Annotated in this window: 6 protein-coding genes and 1 tRNA gene; 5 read left to right on the forward strand and 2 right to left on the reverse strand. The window is 69.2% G+C overall.

Going from position 1 to position 16,372, the window contains the following annotated elements:
• The first annotated feature begins 227 nt into the window (after nt 1-227).
• The 3 genes from RZE77_RS16700 (at nt 228) to RZE77_RS16710 (ending at nt 1,856) form a co-directional block, all read left to right on the forward strand.
• The gene (locus RZE77_RS16700) at nt 228-1,049 is read left to right on the forward strand and encodes a ferritin-like domain-containing protein (RefSeq protein WP_319438409.1); all 822 of its coding nucleotides are present in this window, start codon (nt 228-230) and stop codon (nt 1,047-1,049) included.
• Nucleotides 1,050-1,111: 62 nt separating this feature from the next.
• Nucleotides 1,112-1,732, forward strand: coding sequence for a hypothetical protein (locus tag RZE77_RS16705; protein ID WP_319438410.1), 621 nt, complete (start codon nt 1,112-1,114; stop codon nt 1,730-1,732).
• Nucleotides 1,733-1,782: 50 nt separating this feature from the next.
• Nucleotides 1,783-1,856 (forward strand) — tRNA-Gly (locus RZE77_RS16710).
• Between the two features lie 34 nt (nt 1,857-1,890).
• Here the strand turns inward: RZE77_RS16710 and RZE77_RS16715 are convergent.
• Both RZE77_RS16715 and RZE77_RS16720 read right to left on the reverse strand, forming a co-directional pair.
• A complete protein-coding gene (locus RZE77_RS16715) occupies nt 1,891-2,148 on the reverse strand; it encodes a hypothetical protein (protein WP_319438411.1) in 258 nt (85 codons plus the stop codon).
• A gap of 229 nt (nt 2,149-2,377) precedes the next feature.
• A complete protein-coding gene (locus RZE77_RS16720; protein ID WP_319438412.1) occupies nt 2,378-3,151 on the reverse strand; it encodes a TIGR04325 family methyltransferase in 774 nt (257 codons plus the stop codon).
• Between the two features lie 863 nt (nt 3,152-4,014).
• Between RZE77_RS16720 and RZE77_RS16725 the strand changes: the two genes are divergently transcribed.
• Nucleotides 4,015-11,364, forward strand: coding sequence for an amino acid adenylation domain-containing protein (locus tag RZE77_RS16725; protein ID WP_405545997.1), 7,350 nt, complete (start codon nt 4,015-4,017; stop codon nt 11,362-11,364).
• Complete coding sequence (locus tag RZE77_RS16730) at nt 11,361-16,367, forward strand: non-ribosomal peptide synthetase (RefSeq protein ID WP_319438414.1); 5,007 nt, start codon at nt 11,361-11,363, stop codon at nt 16,365-16,367. Before RZE77_RS16725 ends, RZE77_RS16730 begins: the two co-directional genes overlap by 4 nt.
• The last annotated feature ends 5 nt before the right edge of the window (nt 16,368-16,372 follow it).

Below are 16,372 nucleotides of genomic sequence, written 5' to 3' on the forward strand. Positions count from 1 at the left end.
AGGGCGGCCTGGCGATGGCGACCCTCTCGTCGAAACCACTGCGGCGAACCGACCTGACTGCTTGATTTGCTTGAACAATCGATTATAGGTTTGGCTAGCGGGCTGCGCCCCCCGCCGGGAGCGGCGCCCGCACCGCGCGAACGCCAAAGCTAATATGGGAATTAGCGCGCAGAACCAAATGCGCGCGGCTTCGTCCCATTCATTTCAACGTGAATCAAGGAGCATGCATGGCAGGCCAAGAGGCGGCACACTGGAAGATCGAGGACCTGGATTTCTCCCGTATCGCGCGGCCGGAGGTCCGCCGGGACGAAAATCTCTTCAACCTCGTGGCCTGCGCCTCGTTCATCGAAAGCGGCTCCGACCTTTACACCCAGAACCTGGTCGATTTCTTCCGCGGCGACGACGAAGTCACCGCCTGGCTCACCCAGCAATGGGAAGCCGAGGAACTGCAGCATGGCAGGGCCTTGCGCGCCTATGTGTCTCACGTCTGGCCCGAATTCGACTGGGAAGGTGCCTACCGCGGCTTCCTGGAGGAATACGCCACCTACTGCAAGGTGGAGCTGCTCGCGCCCACGCGCGGGCTCGAGCTGACCGCGCGCTGCGTCATCGAGACCGGCACCGCCAGCTACTACCGGGCCCTGGCGCGCAGCACGGCCGAACCGGTGCTGTGCGACCTCGCGAGCCGCATCGCGGCCGACGAGGTCAGCCACTACAAGCACTTCTACCGGTTTTTCCGCCGCTACCGGCAAGAGGAAAGGCTGGGCCGCTTCCGCGTGCTGGGCACCATCGGACGGCGCACGCTGGAACTCAAGAGCGAGGACGCCGACTGCGCCATCCGCCACGTGGTGCGCGCCCGCACCCCCGAGCGGGCTGCCGATACGGCCTACATCCAGCAGCTGAGCACCCGCATGAACAGCACCGTGCGCACCCACCTGAGCCCAGGCGCCACGCTCAAGATGCTGATGCGGCCGCTGGAACTGCCGGCCGGCGTGCAGGCCGTGGTGCAATACCCGATCAGGCAGTTCATGGAGCACGTCTTCCTGCGCTGACCGGCACACGATTGCAAACTTTTTTGCAATTCGTGGAGAAATTCACACTTTTGACCTCCCCCATGTCTTCACTTGCGGGGCCGGTAAAGGGAAGCTTCGCCCTTTGCCAACCCATCAATGTGAGCGGAGAAATGGTCCATCAGGTCATTCACAACGCAACAGTCACGTTGCAGTTGTCCTTCTACTTGAGCGTCGGCGAGAGGGTCGAGGCGCTCCGGGCAGCGGGCATACCGGTCGATGAAACGGGAAACGCGACAGCGGGCTACCTGTTCGTGCGAACCACGGGCCGCGTCGGCAAACGCAGGAATACCTACCGCTGGTTTGCCGCCGGCATCGGTGAAGCGGCCCATGCCGGGAACATGCCGCCCCAGCCGGCATGGGCCGAGGAACAGTTCGCACATGCGGGCGAGATCGATATAGGCGCCACCCCCGCCCCCGTTGCCCCGGCTGCGCCGGAGCTCGTGCCCGCCACCGTCGCGTACCTGCGGCTGTGGAAGGAACTGGAGCAGCGCTCCCGCGACGCGGCGAGCGACCTGCACAAGAAGCAGATCGCCTACTTCCGCGACCTCGGGCCTGCGCCCGATGCGCTCGATCAGCAGCTGATGCAGGAGGCGGCGGAGGCGGCGAGCAAGTGCCTTGCAGCGGCGAAGGGGCAGAACGAGCCTTCGGTTTTTCGGCGGTAGTTTTCGGCGGCCGTGGGGTGCCCGGACTGACGGTAGAATCCGCGCCTGCTGCGGGTGTAGTTCAATGGTAGAACGGCAGCTTCCCAAGCTTCATACGAGGGTTCGATTCCCTTCACCCGCTCCACACGCCCCGCACTCCTGCGCGGCCTGCGCGACACTCACAGCCGCCGCGCAAGCTTCGACCGGCTCTCCTCGGTCCGCATCCTGTTGATCTCGGCAAGCCCCTCCTTGGTGATGCGCGTCACGATGGCGTTGCGGGCGTTCTTGTATTTGCCCGAGCCATCCAGCGCCGGCGCTATCTCCGCCTCGATCAGGCCCGTTGCCTTGAGGACCGACACGTGTCGAATATCTTCGGGCGTCACTACTTTCTTGGGCAGCGGTACGTGCTGGAGGCTCATCAGGAAAGTCAGAGGCATGCGGGTCCCTCGATCGATGTTGTTGCCGCAAATGTTCCTTCGCGTGAGATTCGAAAAAAGTATTTCCCTGCCGCGTCGGCTTGTCGGACGCAAGCCAGCCGCGTTGTAGCAAAGGCGCCAACTTAAGCACTAAAACGGGGAAACTCTCCTGGCGGAGAGCTGGGGATTCGGGCCACCGAGGCTGGCGTCACCACGGGGCCGAGTACCGGATATGGTACCTAGGTACCCACTATCCCGCCAGATCGAAGCAGCAGCCCGCGTAGTAGGGCTTGTCGCCGCCCTCGACGAACGGCACCTCGATGGGCTTGCCTTCGTTGCGCCAGGCATCGCGGCGCTTGTAGCCGGCGTCCCTGAGCTCGGCCCACAGTTCCTCGACGTGCTGGATGCGGTAGGGGCAGAACGCGATGCCGATGCTGTTGATCGTGAAGATGGTGCGCTCGGGGTGCACGGCCGTCGTGTTCAGCACGATGCGCTTCGGCTTCACGGCGAGCGTGGCAAGAATCTCGGCAATGCGCTGCGGCAAATACTGCAGGCTGCCCGAGGCATAGAGCACGTCGCAGCCGCTCGCGTCCTGGTAGTCGGTGGTGAAGTCCAGTTGCGCGGTGGCGTCGCGCTGTACGGCCAGTTCCTTGCCTGACTGCACCACCCCGGGCACGTCGCAGACCGTCCAGCGCAGGGCGTCCGGGTAAGGCAGGACACGGCGGAATGCGTAGTACTTGATGCCCACGTGGCCGCCCAGGTCGAACACGCGCCGCATGCCCTCGTCGAACGATCTCCCGAGCCAGAAAAGTCCGGGGTAGTCGTAGAAGTAGATCTGGTGGGTGTAGAGCTCGCCGGCGGCCTTGGCGTTGCTGTAGCCGATGGCCTTCGACTCCGGCGCGCCGGCCTCGGCGGCCGCAAAGCTCTCGAACGATCCCATGAAGAGGTTCTCGGTCTCGTTGACCAGGAACTTGCGCCTGTAGGCTTCGGCGCGGTGACGCAAGGGCAGCAGGTTGGGAAGCATGGGCTGGTTTCCTCTTTGGCTGAAATGCGCACCTGACGATTCGGGTGCCGCACGGACGAACTTCCGGCAAGCGCCGGTGCTTTTCGGATTTGCTGCGGACCTCCAGGCCTCGAATTGCTATCAAAACGCCACAAACCCGATTGATTTATTAAATTTACAAAAAAACAGGCCTGGATCCTGTCAATCAGCGGGGCAGCCGGCCACCCTGGAGTTACACAATTCCGGCGCGCCCTCGGTGAATATTTTCATATTCACCCAAAGCCAAGTCAATTAATAGCTACCTTGCCCTGCGCGGGTAGCGATTACATCCATTGCGCTTCGCAGCCCCGCCGAATCTGCTTCCGGCCCGCAGGCTGCGGTATCCAGCGCAGGGAATGCCGGGCAGCCGGCACTCCCCTGTCTCGCCTCTACCCCGTCTCCCCATTCTGCAGATCTATTCGGCTTGCGCAGCAGCGGTTTGCCATGTTTTTGGCAGGCGCTTTGTCATGGTCGCAAGCCGGGCGGCCGGGGGCGCTTGTCTCCCTCGGGAGGGGGCGCATTGCTCATGCGCGGCCGCGGCGCAATTCCTACAGTGAGTTCCCTGGGCCAATGCCTTTCGGGAAAACGCCCCTCCCGCAGATCGGGCGAATCGGAGAAAGCCGGCGGAAATGACCGCTAGCTACCCTATTCGAGCGATATGAGGTAGTACGAACATGTAACGAACGATTCAGAAATGTAACCCGACAAACTTTGATCAACACCGTGCCCGACAAAGCCTCTAGGATTGCCCCGAAATACAAACTAACGTACTAACTATTTAATTGGCTTGATCGCCAATTTCCGAACCCGCCTCCATTGCATGCATCACTTCTTTTATTTTCTCTATGAAAATTCAATTAGCCGATCCGGCGCAATTCGCGCCCCCCCGACTTTCGCTGGATGACCTGTTCGTTTCGCGTCCCAATTCGGACAGGCCGGACGAACGAGTCCAGGGCTCGGTGGCACTCGGGGAACAGGGCGCGCAGCGCTGGACGCAGTGGCTCGGCGCCACCGGCCAGTTGCCCGACTCCCCCTTCGCGGCCGCGTGGCTGCTGCTCCAGGCGCGCTGGCTCGGCGAGCAGCAGCCGGATCCGGCCCAATCGGCCCACGCCTGGCTCGCCTCGCTCGACCAGGAACGGCGCCAGGCAGCAGCGGCAGGCTCGCGGGAGCCATCGACAAAAGCTCTCTGGCTGCGCGGCGACCCGGCGGTCGACGGCGCCCAGGCCCCCCTCCTCCTCTGGCTGAGCACCACCGCATCGGACGCGCCACGCCTTCACGCCAGCGCGGCTGCAAGCCTGCTGGACCCGGCATCGGTGCAGCAGCTGCTCGCGGCCATTGCCGACACCGCCGCCGACCTGCTTGAGCGGCCCGACAGCCCGCTCGGCGACATCCGCACCCTGCAATCCGCCGACCGCGAGCACCAGCTTGCCGACTGGAACACGGCGCCCTCTCCCCTTGACCCGAGCCTCACCGTGGTGGGCATGTTCGCCCGCCAGGCCGCGGCCGCGCCCGATGCCATCGCACTTGCGCAGGGCGATGCGCAGATGAGCTACGGCGAGCTCGAGCGCCGGTCCGGCCAGCTCGCGCACCGCCTCCAGCACCTGGGCGTGCGTTCGGGAGACAACGTGGGACTGGTGCTCGACAGGTCGATCGAGGCCGTGGTGGCGCAACTGGGCATCCTCAAGGCCGGCGCGGCCTATGTGCCGGTGCCGACGGATTTCCCGCCCGAGCGCATCGCCTTCATGCTCGAGCAGGCGAACGCGCAGCAGGTGGTCAGCACCTCGGCGCTGCGCCATCTGGTGCCCGCGTCCCGTGCGCTGCTGCTGCTCGACGAAGCCGCCGGGGCCACCGAACCCGCGCCCTGGAACGCTCCCGCCATCGACGCCGAATCGGTGGCGTACGTGATGTACACCTCCGGCTCCACGGGCACGCCCAAGGGCATCGAGATCTGCCACCACGCGATCCTGCGCCTGGTCGTCGGCGTCGACTATGCGGACCTGGCCCCGGGCCGCAACGTGCTCCATGCCGCGCCGCTCGGCTTCGATGCCGCCACCTTCGAGATCTGGGGACCGCTGCTCAACGGCGGCTGCTGCGTGGTGCATGGCGAACGCGTGCCCACGGGCGCCGGCCTGGCCCGCACCGTCGCGCGCCACCAGGTGCACACCGCCTGGCTCACGGCGGCGCTGTTCAACGCGGTGGTCGACGACGACCCGGCGCACCTCGCGGGCCTGCGGCATCTCATCACCGGCGGCGAAGCGCTCTCGGTGCCGCACGTGCGGCGCGCGCTGGCCGCGCTGCCGGCACTTGCGCTCAGCAACGGCTACGGGCCGACCGAATGCACCACCTTCGCGGCCACCCACCGCATTCCGGCCGCGCTGCCCGCCGAGCTGCGCTCGGTGCCGCTCGGCCGGCCGATCAAGGACACCGTGCTGCGCGTGCTGAGCCCTTCGATGGACCTGCTGCCGACCGGGCTGGTGGGCGAGCTGTGCATCGGCGGGCACGGGCTCGCGCGCGGCTACCTGCGGCAGCCGCAATTGACCGAAGAGCGCTTCGTGCCCGATCCGTTCGGCGCACCCGGCGAGCGCCTCTACCGCACCGGCGACCTGGCACGCTGGCTGCCCGACGGCACGATCGAATTCATCGGCCGGCGCGACGGCCAGGTCAAGATCCACGGCCACCGCATCGAGACCGGCGAGGTCGAGGCGGCCATCCTCTCGCACCCCGCGATCCAGGCCTGCGCCGTCGATGCGCGGCCCGACGCCGACGGGCAGCTGCGCCTGGTGGCCTACCTCGTCGCGCGTTCGCACAGGCTTTCGTGGGATGCGCTGCGTACGCACCTGGCCGCGCGCCTGCCCGCGGCGCTGCTGCCCTCCGCGCAAGTCTGGCTCGCGCAGCTGCCGGTCACGCCCAACGGCAAGCTCGACCGCCGCGCGCTGCCTGAACCGGCGGCCGAGCGGCCCGATCTCGCGCAGCCCTTCGAGGAGGCACGCGACGCCGCCGAGCAGCGCGTGTGCGAAGCCTTCGCCCGCGCGCTGCACATCGAGAAGGTGGGGCGCAACGACAACTTCTTCGACCTGGGCGGCGACTCGCTGCGCGTGCTGCAGGTGCTGGCCGAACTGCAGCAGGACAGCGCGCAGCCGCTGTCGACCAATCTCTTCTTCCGCCATCCGACGCCGAGCGCCATCGCGGCCGAGCTGGCGACCACTGCCGACGCGACGCCCTCGCCCGCCGCCGCACCGCGCACGGGGAACGAACAGCAGCCGCTCGCCGAGCCCGACGCCCACATGTCGGAAGCCATTGCGCTGATCGCCACCGCGGGCCGCTTCCCGGGCGCGGCCGATGTCGAGCAGTTCTGGGAGAACCTCGTTGCCGGCCGCGACACCATCAGCTTCTTCGACGACGACACGCTCGATGCCGGCGTGAGCGAAGCGCTGCGCAAGGACCCGGCCTACGTGCGGGCCCGCGGCGTGATCGAGGGCATCGAGAACTTCGACGCCGCCTTCTTCGGCATCGGCCCGAAGGACGCCGCGCTGATGGACCCGCAGCAGCGCGTGTTCCTGGAGATCTGCTGGGAATGCCTGGAGCGCGCGGGCTACGTGCCCGACGCCGCACCGGGCCCGGTCGGCGTGTATGCCGGCATGTACAACGCCAGCTACTTCCAGCGCCACGTCGCCACCCGGCCCGACCTCATCGAAGCGGTGGGCGAGTTCCAGGTGATGCTGGCCAACGAGAAGGACTACATCACCACGCGCGTGGCCAACCGGCTCAACCTGACAGGGCCGGCGGTGAGCATCCATACCGCCTGCTCGACCTCGCTGGTGGCCGTGGCCCATGCCTTCCACGCATTGCGCACCGGCCAGTGCTACATGGCGCTGGCCGGCGGCGCGTCCGTCACCTGCCCGCCGCGCAGCGGCTACCTGTACCAGGAAGGCTCGATGCTCTCGCCCGACGGGCGCACGCGCAGCTTCGACGCGCAGGCCCAGGGCACGGTCTTCAGCGACGGCGCCGCGGTGGTGCTGCTCAAGCGCCTGGCGGACGCGCAGGCCGACGGCGACACCATCTATGCGGTGCTGCGCAGCGCCTGCGTCAACAACGACGGCGGCACCAAGGCCAGCTTCACCGCGCCCAGCGTGGACGGGCAGGCCGCGGTGATCCGCGCGGCGCTGGCGGCGGCCAACGTGGACGCGCGCAGCATCTCCTACGTCGAGGCGCACGGCACCGCCACGCCGATGGGCGACCCGGTCGAGGTCGAGGCACTGACCTGCGCCTATGCCGAGCACACCGGCGCGCTCGGCTACTGCACGCTCGGCTCGCTCAAGAGCAACGTGGGCCACATGGTGACGGCCGCGGGGGCCGCCGGCCTCATCAAGGCGGCGCTCTCGCTGCACCATGAAGCGATTCCGCCGACCGCGCACTTCAGCGCGCCGAATCCGGCGATCGACTTCGCACGCACGCCCTTCTACGTGAGCGGCAGCCTGCAGGCTTGGCCGCGCACCGGCCAGCCGCGGCGCGCCGGCGTCAGCGCCTTCGGCGTGGGCGGCACCAACGCCCACATCATCCTCGAGGAAGCACCCGCGCGGCCCGCCACGGCCAGCGCCGCGGGGCCGCAGGTGCTGCCGATCTCGGCTCGCTCGGAAGCCGCGCTGGCGGTGGCCACGGAGCAGCTGGCCGCGCACCTCGACGCGACGCCCGGCGTGCCGCTGGCCGATGTGGCCTACACGTTGAGCGTCGGCCGCAAGGCGCATGCCTTCCGCCGCGCGGTGGTGGCCGGCGATGCGGCGCAGGCCGTGGCCGCACTGCGCGCGGGCGACAGCCCGTGGCGAGCCAGCGGCCGCGTCGATGCGCGGGCGCCGCAGCCGGTGCTGATGTTCCCGGGCCAGGGTGCGCAGTACGCCGGCATGGGCAAGATCCTGCACGCCAACGATCCGGTGTTCGCGGCCGCCTTCGACACCTGCCTGAAGGCCTTCGGCAGCGCGGTGGATTTCGACCTGCGCGAGCGCATGTTCGGCGACGATCCGCAGGCGCTGCTGCCCACCGCCGTCACGCAGCCCGCCATCTTCGCCATCGAGTACGCGCTGGCGCGCCGGCTGCTCTCGCTGGGCGTGCGGCCGCATGCGCTCATCGGCCACAGCGTGGGCGAGTTCGTTGCCGCGGTGATCGCCGGCGTGATGCGGCTGGAAGACGCGGCCCGGCTGGTGGCCCGCCGCGGCGCGCTCATGCAGGCGCAGCCCGCGGGCGCGATGCTGTCGGTGCGCCTGGGTGCGGACGAACTCTCGGCCCGGCTCGGCCCGCTGCTCTCGCTGGCGGCGGACAACGGCCCGACGGCCTGCGTGGTGGCCGGCCCGTTCGACGCGATCGAATCGCTGCGCGCCTCGCTGCAGGAAGAAGACATCGCGAGCCGCCAGCTGCAGACCTCGCACGCCTTCCATTCCTCGATGATGGATGGTGCCGTCGCGCCCTTCGAGGCGCTGGTCGGCGAGGTGGCGCTGCACCCGCCCACGGTGCCGATCTTCTCGACGCTCACGGGCCGCCTGCTCGAGGATGCCGAGGCCACCAGCCCCGCCTACTGGGCCCGCCACCTGCGCAGCACCGTGCGCTTCTCGCCCGCCGTGCGCAGCGCCATGGCGCAGGCGGCGCGCCCGCTCTTCATCGAGGTGGGGCCCCGCAACACGCTGGCCACGCTGGTGCGCCAGCACGGCGCGGCCGAAGTGATGCCGCTGCTGCACGGCGAGCCGGCCGACGAGGCCCGCACGCTGCGCCTGGCGCTGGCCCGCCTCTGGACCTGCGGCGCGGACGTGGAGCTGTCGCGCCTTTCCGTTCGCACCGGCGCACAACGCGTGCGCCTGCCCACCTACCCCTTCGAACGCAAGCGTTTCTGGGTCGACATCGCAGCGGCCGCGGCGAGCCCGGCCATTCCCGCGCCGGTTTCGCCGCCGGCCCTGCTGCCCGTTGCCCCACCCACGCCCGCGCTCTTCGTTCCACCCACTTTCCTGGAGTCGACCGTGACAGCTGCAGTGCCCCCGCCACTTCCTTCCTCACCCGCGTCCCCTGCTTCCACTGGGCCCACCGAATCCATGGACGCGCGGCTGCGATCCCTGTTCGAGGACATCTCCGGCATCGACATGATGCAGGCCGAGGGACACGCCGCCTTCGGCGAGCTGGGCCTGGATTCGCTCACGCTGACGCAGGTCGCCACGCAGATCAAGAAGCGCTTCAAGGTGAACCTGAGCTTTCGCCAGCTCATGGAGAACTACCGCAGCTTCGACACCCTGTCCGCGTTCCTGCGCGAGAGCCTGCCGCCCGAGCCGGTGGTTGCGGCTGCGCCTGCATCCGCTGCTGCGGTGCCGCTGGCCGTGGCCATGGCGGTGCAGGCGGCGGCCGCGCAGCCGCCGGCCGCGTTCCTGCCGGCGATGAACGCAGCGGCCGCTGGCACCGACATCGGCAGCGGGCCGATCGTGCAGCTGGTCGCGCAGCAGATGGAACTGATGCGGCGCCAGCTCGCGCTGCTGTCGGGCGCAGGCATGGACGCGCTGCCCGTTGCGTCCACCGTGCCCGCCATGCCGGCCGCCGCCGCAAGCACCGTGGCCGTGGCGGCGCAGCCCGCCGCCGACGAACCCGCCCCGGCCAAGGAGCCGCAGCGCTACGACGTCGCCAAGGCCTTCGGCGCCATCGCGCGCATCCACACCCAGCGCACCGCCGAGCCGAGCGGCCGGCAGAAGGCCCGGCTGGCGGCCTTCATGCGGCGCTACGTGGAGCGCACGCAGAAGAGCAAGCAGTTCACGCAGGCCAACCGCCCGCACATGGCCGACCCGCGCGTGGTCAACGGCTTCCGGCCGCTGACCAAGGAGATCACCTACCAGATCGTCATCGAGCGCTCCAAGGGCTCGAAGCTCTGGGACCTGGACGGCAACGAGTACGTCGATGCGCTCAACGGCTTCGGCATGAACATGTTCGGCTGGCAGCCCGACTTCGTGCAGGAAGCGGTGCGCAAGCAGCTCGACGCGGGCTACGAGATCGGGCCGCAGCATCCGCTGGCGGCCGACGTCACCGCCCTCATCTGCGAGCTCACGGGCTGCGACCGCGCGGCGCTGTGCAACACCGGCTCCGAAGCCGTGATGGCCGCGTTGCGCATCGCGCGCACGGTCACCGGGCGCAGCACCGTGGTGGTGTTCACCGGCTCCTACCACGGCACCTTCGACGAGGTGCTGGTGCGCGCCGGCAAGGGCGGCAAGGGCCTGTCGGCCGCGCCCGGCGTGATGAGCGGCATGTTCGGCGACATCCGCGTGCTGGACTACGGCACGGCGGAGGCGCTGGCCTTCATCCGCGACAACGCCGACGACCTGGCCGCCGTACTGGCCGAGCCGGTGCAGAGCCGCCGGCCCGACTTCCAGCCGCGCGAGTTCCTGCAGGAAGTGCGCGCCATCACCGAGAAGAGCGGCACCTGCTTCATCTTCGACGAGGTCATCACCGGCTTTCGCGTCGGCCTTGGCGGCGCGCAGGAGCTGTTCGGCGTGCGCGCCGACCTCGCCACCTACGGCAAGGTGATCGGCGGCGGTTTTCCGGTGGGCGTGATCGCCGGCAAGCGGGCCTTCATGGACGCGCTCGACGGCGGCGCCTGGCAGTACGGCGACGACTCGATCCCGGGCGTCGGCGTGACCTACTTTGCCGGCACCTTCGTGCGGCACCCGCTCGCGCTGGCCGCGGCCAAGGCCTCGCTCACGCACCTGAAGGAAGCCGGCCCGTCGCTGCAGGCCGGCCTCACGGGCAGCACCGCCGCCATGGCCGACGAACTGACCGCCTGGTGCACCGAGGTGGGCGCACCGATCGCGATCCGCCAGTTCGCCTCGCTCTGGCGCGTGAGCTGGCTCGAGGAGCATCCGCTGCAGGACCTGCTGTTCGCCATGATGCGCAGCCGCGGCGTGCACATCCTCGACAACTTCCCCTGCTTCCTCACCAGCGCGCACAGCGCCGAGGACATCGCCACCATCCAGCGCGTCTTCAAGGAGTCGGTGGCCGAGATGCAGGAATCGGGCTTCCTGCCGCGCCGCGCGACGGTGGTCACGGGTTTCGACTACCGCAAGCGCTGCGAGGAAGACGGCTCCGTCCTCGCCCGCGACGTCGACGGCCAGCCCTTCTGGTACGTGCCCGACGCCGCGAGCCCCACCCCCCTCATCAATGGAAAGGCCGCAGCATGAACGCCGTTCTCCGCCCCGCCGCCACCGGCGGCCTCATCGAATGCGTCATACCGACAACCGAATCGCAGCGCGAGATCTGGCTCGGCGCGACGATGAGCACCGACGCCTCGCTGGCCTACAACGAATCGGTGCTGCTGCGCCTGCGCGGCGCGCTGGACACCGCCGCCATGGCACGTGCCATGGCCCGGCTGGTCGAGCGCCACCAGGCGCTGCGCGCCACCATCTCGCCGGACGGCAGCTGCATGCTGGTCGGCCGGCCCGGCGAAGGCCTGCTGGAGCAGCAGGACCTCAGCGGCCTCTTGCCCGAAGCCCGCGAGCAGGCGCTGAAGGCCGTGCACGACGACGCGGTGTGCACGCCCTTCGCGCTGGAGCACGGCCCGCTGTTCCGGGCGGTGCTCTGCAGGCTGGGCGAGACCGAGCATGAACTGGTCATGTCGGCCCACCACGTGGTGTGCGACGGCTGGTCCTGGATGGTCATCACCGAGCAGCTCGGCCACCTCTATGCAGAGCAGACCGGCAACGGGCAACCGCTGAAGGCCGCGCCCACCTATGCCGACTTTGCCGCGCAGGAAGCCGCCGAAGCCGCGCATCCCGACATGCAGCCGCATGTGGACTACTGGCTGGAGCGCTTCGCCGGCGGCACCCTGCCCGTGCTCGAACTGCCGGTGGACCATCCGCGCCCGGCCACGCGCACCTTCCATTCGCTGCGCACCGAACGCCTGCTCGACCGCCGGCTGGTGAGCGCCCTGCGCTCCGTGAGCGCGAAGACCGGCGCCAGTCTGTTCGCGGGCCTGTTCAGCGGCTTCATCGCCACGCTGCACCGCCTCACGGGGCAGGACGACATCGTGGTGGGCATTCCGGCATCGGGCCAGGTCGCGCGCGACATGCCCGGCCTGGTCGGCCATTGCGTGAACCTGCTGCCGCTGCGCATCGCCGCGCATGGGCAGCTGCGCTTCGATGCCCTGATGAGCGAATGCAGCACCGCCGTGCTCGATGCCTTCGAGCACCAGGCGCTCACCTACGGCGCGCTGCTGGGCAAGCTGTCGCTGCAGCGCGACCCGAGCCGCCTGCCGCTGGTGAGCGTGGCGTTCAACGTCGACCCCGACGTTGCGAGCAGCGCGCAGACCTTCCCGGGTATCGAGGTCGCGCAGGACACGATCGCGCGCCAGTACGAGAACTTCGAACTCTTCCTGAACCTCCGTCCGCTCGACGGCGGCCTGCAGATCGAGGCGCAGTACAACACCGACCTGTTCGACGAGGCCAGCGTGCAGCGCTGGCTGGACATCTACGAATGCGTGCTTCGCTCGGCCGCGCGCAACCCCGGCGAGCCGATCGGCCGGCTCGACGTGCTGTCGGCCGAGGCCGCGCAGGCGCTGGTCGCGCTGCAGCCGCCGGCCACCGAGCTGGATGGTGCGCCGCATGCGCTGGCCCGCTTCCGGGCGCGCGTGCCGATGCAGCCCGAGCGCCCCGCGGTGCGCGACGGTGCACGGGTCTGCAGCTATGCCGAGCTCGATGCGCAGTCCAACCGGCTGGCGCGGGCACTGCGCGCGCGCGGCGTTCGCCGCGGCGAGCGCGTGGGGCTGTGCCTGGAGCGCAGCATCGAGATGATCACCGGGCTGCTGGCCGTGCTCAAGGCCGGCGCCGCCTATGTGCCGCTCGACCCGGCGTTTCCGCAGGCGCGGCTCGAACACTACGCCAGGGACGCCGGGCTCTGCCTGCTGCTGACCTCGTCGGACATCGCGGCCGCCCCGCGCAACTGGCGCGGCGAAGCGGGCGGACAGGTGTTCGAGATCGACCGCGACACCGCCTGGCAGCAGGACAGCGGCGAGCCCCTGCCGCCCAGCGGCGACGACGCCGGCCCCGACGACGGCGCCTATGTGATCTACACCTCGGGCTCGACCGGCTTGCCCAAGGGCGTGTGCGCGCGGCACCGGTCGGTGGCCAACCTGCTGCAATGGATGCAGCGCAAATCGGGCATGACCGCAAGCGACCGGATCGCCGCGGTGACGACGCTCTCCTTCGACATGGCGGTGCCGGACCTGCTGCTGCCGCTGTCGACCGGGACCGAGATCGTGATGGTGCAGCGCGAACTGGCCATGGACGGCATCCGCCTGTGCCGGCTGCTCCAGGAAGAACGCATCACCTTCCTGCAGGCCACGCCCGGCATGTGGCAGATGCTGCTCGACGCCCAGTGGCCCGGCGCCCCGGGCTTTCGCGGCTGGATCGGCGGCGAGCCGCTGCGGCCCAGCCTGGCGCTCGCATTGTGCGAGCGGCTGGACGAGCTCTGGAACGGCTACGGGCCGACGGAGACCACGGTGTATTCCACGGCCTGGCTGGTGCGCACCGACGTCGTCGCATCGCGCGGCGTGTCGATCGGACACCCGGTCGACAACACCGAGATATGGATCCTCGACGGCGACCTGCAGCCCTGCCCGATCGGCGTGCCGGGCGAGATCTGCATCGCGGGCGAAGGCCTGGCGCTGGGCTACATCGACCGCCCCGAACTCACGGCCGAGCGCTTCGTTGCCGCGCGCATCTTCGGCAGCGCAAAAACCGTGTACCGCACCGGCGACCGTGGCCGCTGGCGCAACGACGGGCTCATCGAGCACCTGGGCCGGCTCGACTTCCAGCTCAAGGTGCGGGGCTACCGCATCGAGCCCGGCGAGATCGAGGCGCGCTGCTGCGAGGTGGCCGGCGTATCGCGCTGCGTGGTGGTGGCGCGCGAAGACAGCCCCGGCGACGTCCGGCTGGTGGCCTACCTTGCGCTGACGCCCGGCGTCGACTTCGAGCTCGACACGCTGATGGCGCACCTGCGCGAACACCTGCCGGCCTTCATGCTGCCGCAGCACGTGGTGGCGCTGAACGCGCTGCCCACGCTGCCCAACGGCAAGGTCGACCGCGTCTCGCTGCCCGCGCCGCAGGCGGTGTCGCGCGACGAGGCGCGGCGCGGCGCCGGCCCGCGCACCGAATGCGAACGCAAGGTGCTCGCCACCATGGAAAAGGTGCTGAGCCTGCCGGGCCTGGACATGCGCGACGACTTCTTCACGATGGGCGGGCACTCGCTGCTGGCCTCGCGCCTGACCACGCTGCTGAGCCGCGAATTCCAGATCACGCTGCCGCTGCGCTCGCTGTTCGAGGCGCCCACGGCCGAGAAGCTGGCCGCCGTGGTCGAAGGCCTGCAGCACGCGGGCGCCGGCGCGCAGGCACCGCTGCCCTGCCGCATCGATCGCAAGACGGCGCCGCTCACGCCCGCGCAGGAGCGCATCCGCTTCATGGAAGACCTGCACCCGGACCGCTCGGTCTACAACGCGCCCGCGGCGCAGCGCCTGACCGGCGTCTTCGATGCGGAGCGCTTCGAGGCCGCATTCAAGGAAATCATCCGCCGCCAGCCCGCCATGCGCACCCGCATGGGCACCGATCCGCACACGGGCCAGCCGGCCCAGCTGATCTCGGAGTCGGTGGATTTCTCGCTGCCCTTCATCGACCTGCGCGACCTGCCGGCCGACCAGCGCGAGGCCGAGCTGGCCGAACGCATGCAGGAACTCGCCGACCGGCCGATCGACATCCACCGCGCACCGATGCTGCATGCGGCGGTGTTCCAGCTCGACGTGCACGAGCATGTGTTCGTCTTCGTGCCGCACCACCTGATCTGGGACGGCTGGTCCTTCGACCTGCTCCAGCGCGAACTCTCCGCCATCTACGACGCGGCGGAGCGCGGCCGGCCGCATGCGCTGGCGCCCATTGCCACCACGCAGGGCGACTATGCCGAGTGGCTGGCCAACTGGATGAAGGAGCCGTCGTTCCAGGACCAGCTCGACTTCTGGCTCAAGCGCTTCGCGAGCGCGCCGATGCCGCGCCTGCCCAACACCGACATGCCGCGGCGCGCGGGCAAGAGCGGCCAGGGCGGCGCCCACTGGATCCGCGTCGACCTCGCCACCACGCAGCAGCTGCGCAAGGTGGCGCGCGACATGGACGTGACGCTCAGCATGCTGACCTTCGGCGTGTATGCGTTTGCCATGAGCAGCATCATCGGCTCCGAGACCATCGTCATCGCCAACCCGGTGCGCGGCCGGCAGCAGCCCGAGACCGAGGACGTGATGGGCTTCTTCAACAACGTGCTGCCGGTGTCGCTGCAGGTCGGCCTGGAGCAGCCGCTCGCGGAGTTCATGCGCTGCGTGAAGCGCGAGCTGCTCTCGCTCATGAACTACCAGCAGGTGCCGTTCGAGCGCCTGATGGCGGAGCCCGCGCTGGGCGCGCGCATCCGGGCGGTCGGGCCCTACCAGTCGATGTTCTCGTTCCAGGATGCGCGCGACCGTGCGCGCCGGCTCGGCAGCCTGCAGACGCGGCAGCTGCACCTGATGCAGCGCGGCGCCACCGACGACATCGGCGTGTGGCTGATGGACAAGCCGCACGGGCTGGAAGGCGCGCTGATCTACAACGCCGACATCTACCTGCGCGAGACCGGGGCGCAGCTGCGCGACCGCTATCTCGAACTGCTGCAGAAAGTGGCCGACCGTCCCGAGGCCTCGCTGGCCGAGCTTGCGAGCGAAGAAGGCTCCGCGAGCGCCGTCTACCTGCGCAGGCTCGCCGCCGTCGATCCGCTCAGGCCTGCCGCGCCGGTGGATGCGCCGGCCGGTGCGGGCAAGGCGCAGGAAGACACCATCCTGAACCCCGAGCACGCGCGGCTCGCGCAGATCTGGGCCTCGGTGATCGGGATCGATGTCAACGACATCCGCTCGAGCGACAACTTCTTCGACCTCGGCGGGGATTCGCTGCTGGTGCTGCGTGCGATCCAGCAGGCCGAGAAGACGCTGGGCTACCACGTGCATTCGCGCCGCTACCTGTTCGAGAACCTCGGGCAGATCGCCTCGTCCGCCCACCAGGCCGCGGAGGACGCGGAGCTCCCGGATCTCGGAAAGCTGCCGCTCGGCAACCTGAAGGGCGCGGCGCGCAGCGACGGCCTGCTGAGCCGCGCCTTCGGCAACTGGCTGCGCAAGGAGTGATCCAT

This window comes from Variovorax sp. SPNA7 (assembly GCF_033807855.1).
Classification (GTDB): Bacteria; Pseudomonadota; Gammaproteobacteria; order Burkholderiales; family Burkholderiaceae_C; genus Variovorax; species Variovorax beijingensis.

Coding starts and splice junctions, on each gene's coding strand:
- RZE77_RS16700 (WP_319438409.1), top strand. CDS start 228: ATGGCAGGCCAAGAGGCGGCACACTGGAAGATCGAGGACCTGGATTTC.
- RZE77_RS16705 (WP_319438410.1), top strand. CDS start 1,112: ATGTCTTCACTTGCGGGGCCGGTAAAGGGAAGCTTCGCCCTTTGCCAA.
- RZE77_RS16715 (WP_319438411.1), bottom strand. CDS start 2,148: ATGCCTCTGACTTTCCTGATGAGCCTCCAGCACGTACCGCTGCCCAAG.
- RZE77_RS16720 (WP_319438412.1), bottom strand. CDS start 3,151: ATGCTTCCCAACCTGCTGCCCTTGCGTCACCGCGCCGAAGCCTACAGG.
- RZE77_RS16725 (WP_405545997.1), top strand. CDS start 4,015: ATGAAAATTCAATTAGCCGATCCGGCGCAATTCGCGCCCCCCCGACTT.
- RZE77_RS16730 (WP_319438414.1), top strand. CDS start 11,361: ATGAACGCCGTTCTCCGCCCCGCCGCCACCGGCGGCCTCATCGAATGC.